This is a genomic window from Streptomyces sp. UH6, from assembly GCF_013421635.1.
Lineage (GTDB): Bacteria > Actinomycetota > Actinomycetes > Streptomycetales > Streptomycetaceae > Streptomyces > Streptomyces abyssomicinicus.
Window position 1 is genome coordinate 1 of record NZ_JACADT010000260.1, and the last position, 6,552, is coordinate 6,552.

Annotated in this window: 8 protein-coding genes; 3 read left to right on the top strand and 5 right to left on the bottom strand. The window is 72.5% G+C overall.

Features of this window, described 5'->3' with window-relative positions:
- Positions 1-74 precede the first annotated feature (74 nt).
- The 3 genes from HW445_RS14685 to HW445_RS14695 all read right to left on the bottom strand — a co-directional run bounded on the left by HW445_RS14685 (position 75) and on the right by HW445_RS14695 (position 3,012).
- On the bottom strand, positions 75-1,256 hold the full coding sequence (locus tag HW445_RS14685) for an ABC transporter permease (RefSeq protein ID WP_180221464.1): 1,182 nt from the start codon (positions 1,254-1,256) through the stop codon (positions 75-77).
- Positions 1,253-2,137, bottom strand: coding sequence for an ABC transporter ATP-binding protein (locus HW445_RS14690; RefSeq protein ID WP_180221465.1), 885 nt, complete (start codon positions 2,135-2,137; stop codon positions 1,253-1,255). Before HW445_RS14690 ends, HW445_RS14685 begins: the two co-directional genes overlap by 4 nt.
- Positions 2,138-2,253: 116 nt before the next feature.
- Positions 2,254-3,012, bottom strand: coding sequence for a DeoR/GlpR family DNA-binding transcription regulator (locus HW445_RS14695; protein ID WP_180221466.1), 759 nt, complete (start codon positions 3,010-3,012; stop codon positions 2,254-2,256).
- Positions 3,013-3,061: 49 nt separating this feature from the next.
- Here HW445_RS14695 and HW445_RS33535 point away from each other — a divergent pair, with 49 nt between their 5' ends.
- The 3 genes from HW445_RS33535 (at position 3,062) to HW445_RS14710 (ending at position 4,896) form a co-directional block, all read left to right on the top strand.
- Positions 3,062-3,445: a DUF4406 domain-containing protein gene (locus HW445_RS33535; protein WP_180221467.1), complete on the top strand. Its 384-nt coding sequence runs from the start codon at positions 3,062-3,064 to the stop codon at positions 3,443-3,445.
- Complete coding sequence (locus HW445_RS14705) at positions 3,442-4,143, top strand: NUDIX domain-containing protein (RefSeq protein ID WP_180221468.1); 702 nt, start codon at positions 3,442-3,444, stop codon at positions 4,141-4,143. The genes HW445_RS33535 and HW445_RS14705 overlap by 4 nt, the downstream gene beginning before the upstream one ends.
- A 108-nt stretch (positions 4,144-4,251) precedes the next feature.
- Positions 4,252-4,896, top strand: coding sequence for an SDR family NAD(P)-dependent oxidoreductase (locus tag HW445_RS14710; RefSeq protein WP_180221469.1), 645 nt, complete (start codon positions 4,252-4,254; stop codon positions 4,894-4,896).
- 337 nt (positions 4,897-5,233) lie between these two features.
- Here the strand turns inward: HW445_RS14710 and HW445_RS14715 are convergent, their stop codons facing one another.
- Positions 5,234-5,809: an NADPH-dependent F420 reductase gene (locus tag HW445_RS14715; protein WP_180221470.1), complete on the bottom strand. Its 576-nt coding sequence runs from the start codon at positions 5,807-5,809 to the stop codon at positions 5,234-5,236.
- Between the two features lie 43 nt (positions 5,810-5,852).
- Positions 5,853-6,209: a beta/gamma crystallin domain-containing protein gene (locus HW445_RS14720; protein WP_180221471.1), complete on the bottom strand. Its 357-nt coding sequence runs from the start codon at positions 6,207-6,209 to the stop codon at positions 5,853-5,855.
- Between the last annotated feature and the right edge of the window lie 343 nt (positions 6,210-6,552).

Sequence of the window (6,552 nt, forward strand, 5' to 3'; positions counted from 1 at the left end):
CATGGTCCACCGCCGCGTCCGCGCCGGACCGGGCCCGGCCCCGCGTGGGCGACGCCCGCCCGTGGGCGGTGAGCCTAGTCCGTGAGCCGCAGCGCCTGCCGGAACGTCAGCTTCCCCGACGTCTGCATCAGCGCCCGCCGGTAGATCCGTTCGGCGAGCCGGATCACCACGGCCGCGGCCGCCAGCGAGATCAGCAGGGCGGCGGCCGCCTCCCACCACGCGGCGTCCCCCGACACCAGCCGCGACGGCATGACCATCACCGAGCCCAGCGGCAGGAACGACAGCACCGTCTTCAGCGTCCCGCTCGCCAGCAGGCTCGCGAACATCATGACCATCAGCACCGTGGAGACCGGCGTGGTGGTCGACGCGATGTCCTCGTGCCGCGTCGACACCGCGCCGGCCGCCGCGAACACGCACGCCAGCACGGCCACGCCCACCGTGTAGAAGACGAGGTACCAGCCCAGCCCTGCGCTGATCTGCTCCAGCAGCTGCTGACGTCCGGTGACCAGCAGCGCGACCACCGCCACCCCCGCGAGCAGGGCGATCTGCGCCAGTGCCATCAGCGTCGCGCCGAGCGTCTTGCCGATCAGCAGGTCGCGCACGCGGATCGAGGAGGCGACGATCTCCACGATGCGGTTCTGCTTCTCCTCCACCACGCTCGTCGCCAGTCCGCTGCCGAGCAGCAGAGACGAGAAGTAGAAGAGGAAGGTGAAGACGAAGGTCGTGAAGTACAGCGTCATCCCGGTCGGCCTGCCGGGCTCCAGCAGCTCGTAGGAGACCTCCCCGCCCGCCGCCAGCTCCGCCATGCTGGTGCCCGCCGCCGCGGCGTTCCGCTCCATCACCGTCTGGCGGACGGCCGCCCCGATCCATATCTCCGCGTCGGAGTCCCGCTCGGAGGCGCCCACCAGCTCCCAGCCGCCTTCACCGGCCGCCAGCAGGCCCACCTCCGCCTCGTCGTCCAGGACCAGCGCCCGGACCTCGGCGGCCGAACCGACGGGGCGCGGCGCGAACCGGACGTCCTCTCCCGACGCCTCGGCGAGCCCGGTGGACACCTCCAGCACCTGCCGCGGCTCGTCACCGACGGTCGCGACGGTCACCTCGCGCGCCGAGGTCCCCATGAAGACCTGGAACCCGAGCACGCCCAGGATCAGCAGCAGCGTGATACCGGTCGAGACCAGGAACCCCCGGTCGCGGACCTTCACCGACATCTCGCGGGTGGCGACGATCCACCACGTACGGTCACGCAGGGCGCTCATGCGGTCATCTCCCGGTAGACGTCGGCAACACTCGGCACCAGCTCGGTGAACTTCCGTACCGAGCCCCGGCGCAGGGCCTCCGCCAGCAGGGCGTCGGCCGTCTCCTGGCCGTCGGCCAGCTCCAGCACGGCCCGGCCCTCGCCGTCCTCGACGACCTCGACCCCGGCGAAGCCGCGCAGCCAGCCGGTCTCCTGCCCGGTGACCAGCAGATGCCGGCGCGGACCACGGCGCCGCAGCTCCTCGGAGGTGCCGTGCGCGACCACCTTGCCGCCGGAGAGGATCACCAGCCGGTCGGACAGCGCCTCCACCAGCTCGAGCTGGTGCGAGGAGAACAGCACCGGCACCCCGCGCCCCGCGAACTCGCGCAGCACCTCCGTCATGCTGTCCACGGCGCTGGGGTCCAGACCGGAGAACGGCTCGTCCAGCACCAGCAGTTGAGGATCGCCGAGCAGGGCGGCGGCGATCTGCACCCGCTGCTGGTTCCCCAGGGACAGCGACTCCAGACGGGAGCCGAGCCGGTCGGCCAGTCCGAACCGGTCCAGCAGGGCGGTGGCGGACGAACGCGCCGCCGAGGCGCTCAGACCGCGCAGCCGCCCCAGGTAGACCAGCTGCGAGAGCACCGGCTGCTTCGGGTACAGCCCGCGTTCCTCCGGCATGTAACCGAACGTCCGCCGGTCGGCCGCGGTGGGCGCGGAACCGTTCCACCGGACCTCGCCGCCGGTGGGCGCCAGCACGCCCATGATCATGCGCATGGTGGTGGTCTTGCCGGCGCCGTTGCCCCCGACGAAGCCGGTGACCTTTCCGCGCTCCACGTGGAACGACGCGGCGTCCACTGCGACACGTTCGCCGAAGCGTCGTGTCAGGCGATCCAGTTCCAGCACGGTGCTCTCTTCCTCATGAGGGGTGGGAGCCCTGATCATGATTCACCGTGCGGGAGGGACGCAACGCCTGTCGTGGGCAGGGCGACCGCCCTCTCCGTACCGGCCCCTCGCCACCGTCAGCCGGCCGTCAGGACCTCCACCCCGCCCGTCGTGAGCTGTTCGATCACCGGGTCGTGCGGCGCCCTGTCCGTGATCAGCCCGCCGATCTCCTCCCAGGGCAGGACGCGGAACCGCGAGGCGGTGCCGATCTTCTCGGAGGAGGCGAGGACGTAGGTGTCCGCCGCCCGTGCCGCGAGGGCGCGTTTCATCGCGGCGTCCTCGGCGTCGCCGGTGGTGAGTCCCGCCTCGGGATGCACGCCGGTGACGCCGAGGAGGAAGAGGTCGGCGGAGACGTTCTGCGCGGCCTCGACCGCGGCCGCGCCGCAGGCGACCGCCGAGTGCTTGAAGAGACGGCCGCCCAGCATGAAGACCTCGGCCCGCGGATGGTCGAGCAGGGCGACGGCGATCGTCGGGCTGTGGGTGATCACGGTGCAGTCCAGGTCCCGCGGCAGCGCGTGGACGACGGCCAGGGCGGTGGTTCCGCCGTCGAGGATCACCACGCCCCCCGGCCGCACCAGGCCGGCGGCCACCGAGGCGACCTTCCGTTTGCCCTCCGGGGCGACCGCCTGCCGGGCGCCGTAGTCCGCCACGGCGGGGGAAACGGGAAGTGCCCCGCCGTAGACCCGCTGGCACAGTCCTTCACTCGCCATGTCGCGCAGGTCGCGCCGCACGGTGTCCTCGGAAATCCGCAGCTCGGCGGCGACGTCCTTGGCGACGATCTTGCCGCGACTGGCCAGCAGGTCCAGCAGGTGGTCACGCCGTTCGGCAGCCAGCATCCGTGTTCTCTCCTGTTCTTGCACGTTTCTGCATGTATCGTAGCGTCCCATGACCGACAAGCCCATGTTCATCCTCATCGCCGGGCCCTACCGATCCGGGACCGGCGGCGATCCGCAGGCCATGGAGGCCAACCTCGCGCGCCTCGAAGCGGCCGCCTGGCCCGTCTTCGCCGCCGGACACCTCCCCGTCATCGGGGAATGGATCGCGCTGCCCGTCCTGCGCTCCGCCGGTGCGGGACCCACCGACCCCCTCGCCGACCAGGTGCTGTACCCGACCGCCGAGCGCCTTCTGGCCCGCTGCGACGCCGTGCTGCGCCTGCCCGGCGCATCCACCGGAGCCGACCAGGACGTCGCCACCGCCCGCCGCCGCGGTCTGCCCGTCTACCACGACGTCGCGGAGATCCCCCCGCTCGCCCGGCGGGAGGCCGTGTGAGCCCCCGCCCCGGTGTGGACGTCCCCGACCACCGTGGCCGGACCGGTCTCGACCGGGCGGGACGCGACCTCGACCGCAACCCGGACGTGGTGGTCCGTGACGTCCGGCTGACCTCCGAGGGGTGGCACGTCCTGCGACGCACCACCTTCGACTACCGCCGCCGCGACGGACGCTGGGAGACCCAGACGCGCGAGACCTACGACCGCGGCAACGGCGCCGTCGTCCTGCCCTACGACGCCGACCGCGGCCGCGTCCTGCTGACCCGGCAGTTCCGCTTCCCGGCGTACGTCAACGACCACCCCGACGGAATGCTCGTCGAGGCGGCCGCGGGGCTGCTCGACACCGACGACCCGCCCGCCGCCGTCCGCCGCGAGGCGGCCGAAGAACTCGGCGTGACCCTCGGCCCGCTCACCCACGTCCTCGACGCCTACATGAGCCCCGGGTCCGTCACCGAACGCCTCCACTTCTTCGCCGCGCCCTACACCCCCGCCGACCGGACCGGGGCCGGCGGCGGGGTCGAGGAGGAGGGCGAGGACATCGAGGTCCTCGAACTGCCCTTCACCGAGGCCCTGGCCATGACCCGCGACGGACGCATCGCCGACGGCAAGACCGTCCTGCTCCTCCAATGGGCGGCCCTGGACGGCCCCTTCGCCCCGCAGCCGGCGGGCGTGCACGAGGCCGCCTCGCCCCACCGGTAGGGACCCGGGAGCGTCCGTGGGGAGGGGGCGCGTCCGGTCCCGCGGGAAGAGGCGGTGACCGGACCGGGTTGACGCTCCCGTCACTGCGTTCGACGAGAAGGAGCGACCATGGCCGGAGCGTTGATCATCGGCGCGGGGAAGGGGATCGGGCAGGCGGTGGCCCGGCGGTTCGCCAGGGAGGGGCTGCCGGTCGCCCTGATCGCGCGGACGACGGAGACGGTGGCTGCGGGCGCCGAGGCCGTCCGCCCGCTCGGCGTGCGGGCGCTGCCGCTCACCGCCGACGCCGCCGACGAGACCGCCCTGCGCGCCGCCCTCGACACCGCCACCGGCGAACTCGGCGTACCCGACGTCGTGGTCTACAACGCCGCCGTCATCCGGCCCGACACCGTCGGCGAACTTCCGCACCGCGACCACCTGGAGACCTACGCGGTCAACGTGCTCGGCGCCCTGACCGCCGCCGCGCACACCCTGCCCGCGATGGCGCGGAGAGGAAGAGGGACCTTCGTCGTCACCGGCGGGATGCCCGAGATGAAGCCGCAGTACGTGAGCCTGTCGCTGGGCAAGGCCGGCGTGCGGGCCCTGGTCGAGTTGCTCGACACGCAGTACGGGCCGTCCGGTGTGCACGTCGCCACCGTCACCGTCGGCGGGGCGGTCGCACCCGGGACGGCGTGGGACCCCGACGACATCGCCGAGCACTACTGGCGTCTGCACACCCAGCCGCCCGGACGGTGGGAGCGTGAAGTCCTCCACTGAGCGGGCGCGGCGCCGGACGCCTCACCGGCGCCGCTCCCTCGCTGGGCTCCGGGCCCGGCCCTGGGTCCGGCCGGCCGCTTCCTGAACGGTGCGGTTGATCCTGGTGAGGAAATCGGTCACATCTGCGCCCGAGGAAGGTGCGGGCCGCCGGCCTGGAGGGGGACGGATCCCGCTGTCCGTGCCCTCACCGTCGCCGACGGCCGCGTCACCGGGATCACCGCCGTCGTCGACCCGGCCGGACCCGCGCGCACGGGCCTGCCGGGTCCGGGTGACCGGCCCGGCGACGGCCCCTCGCGCCGCTCCACGCGACCTCCGCGTCAGCGCACGACGCCGAGTGTCAGCTCACGACGCCGAAGCCTCCGGCCCAGGAGATCTCCTCCCGCGCCGCGAGGGTGAGCTGGAGGAACCCGAGCGCCTCCAACTCGCGGGCCCGCTTGAGCGAACCGGCGTCCACGGCGCGTACACCCCCGGCGGTGAGCACGCCGGCGAGCAGCGCCTTGGCGTCCGCGTCGTCACCCGCGACGAGGACGGTGGTGGGGAGCTCGCCGACGGTGCCGGAGGTCAGCGTGGCGGCGAAGGTGGTGTTGAAGGCCTTCAGCACCCGCGACCGGGGCAGCGCGGCGGCGATCCCGGCGGCGGCGGAGCTGTCGGCGGGGACGACGAGGGAGTCGAAGGTCTCGAAGTCCAGCGGGTTGGTGATGTCGACGACGACCCTGCCGGCCAGCTGGTCGGCGCGCTCGGCGAGGATGCCGTCGACGGCGGGAAAGGGCACGGCGAGAACGACGATGTCGCCGGTGACGGGCGTGTCCGCGTCCGCCTTGCCGAGCAGTTCGACGGTGCTGCCGCCCCTCTCGGCGACGCCGGAGATGGCCCGGCCCATGGTGCCGGTGCCGATGATGCTGAGGTGAGCCATCAGGCGCTCCTGGGGGAAGGGCGGAAGCCGGGCCGGCCGCCGGTCACAGGATCTCGATCGCGTTGACCTTCGGGGGCCGGTTCGGGTAGGTGACCACCCTGTGCCGCGGGATGTTCACCACGGATCCGTTGGCGTCGTGCAGCCGCACGTCGTTGTTCCCCGTGGAGATCTTGTCGATCCACCAGCCGCCGAAGTCGGTCTTCCCGGCGTTCGCGTAGCAGTCCTCGCTCTTCAGGCCGGTGCTGTGGTGCGACTGGATCCTCAGGAAGTCGCCCTGCTCGGCACAGCTGACCTCGTTGATGGCGAAAGCGGTGCCGGTCGGCACGGTCATGGTGAACGCGGCCGCCGCGGCGAGTGCCGTCACCATGGTCCGCGCGGTCCTCTTCGTCTCCGAGAACATGATCTTTCCTCACGTCGATTCGGGTGGAATACCTGTGTTCGTCATGATCGTGCGGTTCGGGCGCACATCGTGTATTCGCCACGCACTACTGGCGCAGAAAACGTCCGCCGAGGGGCCGCCGCCGGTCGTCGTCTTGGGCGGCGGCCCGTAACATCGACGGCGCGTCGCCAGGGACGCGGGTCAACTATCTTTGGGGGAGAGTGAGTTGGCGACTCCGTTGACGGCAGAGGATCCCGAGCGGCTCGGCGGGTACTGGCTGGCCGCGAGGCTCGGCGCCGGCGGACAGGGCGTCGTGTACGAGGCGTACGACGCGGCCGGCGCCCGGGTCGCGCTCAAGACGCTG